This is a genomic window from Oleiphilus sp. HI0125, assembly GCF_001635355.1.
Genome location: NZ_LWGF01000374.1, coordinates 1 through 650 on the forward strand (window position 1 = coordinate 1; position 650 = coordinate 650).

Below are 650 nucleotides of genomic sequence, written 5' to 3' on the forward strand. Positions count from 1 at the left end.
CCGTAGTAGAAGCACCTAAGGCACCAGCAGAAAACACACATGACTTAGAGGTTGTGGGGTTAGAACGGGAGGATAAGAGCGCTAGCATCAAGGACTCGCAAGACATCGTCGATGAACGCCAGCACGAAATGATGTTCAGCAGCGACTGTAAATACTTGAATCAGGAATTCACACTCCAAGTAACCCTAGAAGAGAATAAGGTCTTAGCATACTACCATGCCCAAGCTAACGTAGCATTCCATAAACACAGACTTGAGCCGACCGCCGACTTCGCAGCAATACCACCAATAAGCGAACGCGCGGCATCAGAGCTAATAAGCAGCCTAATTGAGAAGTATCTCAAAGAGAAGAAAAGAGAAGTCGCAGCTCAGAATTACGGAGAATAGCTGCAATTACGTGAACAATTACTATGGTGATCAGATCTGCGCTAGTTGCAAATAAGTTTGGGGGTTCGAAGGTGCCTCTTGTCTTCGAACCCTTATTTCAGTTCTCAAGCGGCATCAGTTTTTGCGATCTTGCACGCTAAGTCGTACAGCTCTTCAAGCTCAATATTATTACGATAATTAGCCTGAAACTTGTTATGAAAAAAAACACTGATACTAGCCTTGGGCGTGCTTAGAACAAACGTATAACCATCAAAACTCATTTCA

At 44.2% G+C, this 650-nt stretch carries 2 protein-coding genes; one reads left to right on the top strand and one right to left on the bottom strand.

Annotated features, from left to right (window positions below; all coding sequences use genetic code 11):
• Positions 1-386: hypothetical protein (locus A3762_RS27130; RefSeq protein WP_197469041.1), on the top strand; the 386-nt coding region annotated here is incomplete at its 5' end.
• Positions 387-490: 104 nt separating this feature from the next.
• On the opposite strand, the gene A3762_RS28760 is transcribed toward A3762_RS27130, so the two are convergent.
• Positions 491-646 carry a DUF3081 family protein gene (locus A3762_RS28760; protein WP_369820667.1) on the bottom strand — a complete coding sequence of 52 codons (156 nt, stop codon included), beginning with the start codon at positions 644-646 and terminating at the stop codon, positions 491-493.
• Between the last annotated feature and the right edge of the window lie 4 nt (positions 647-650).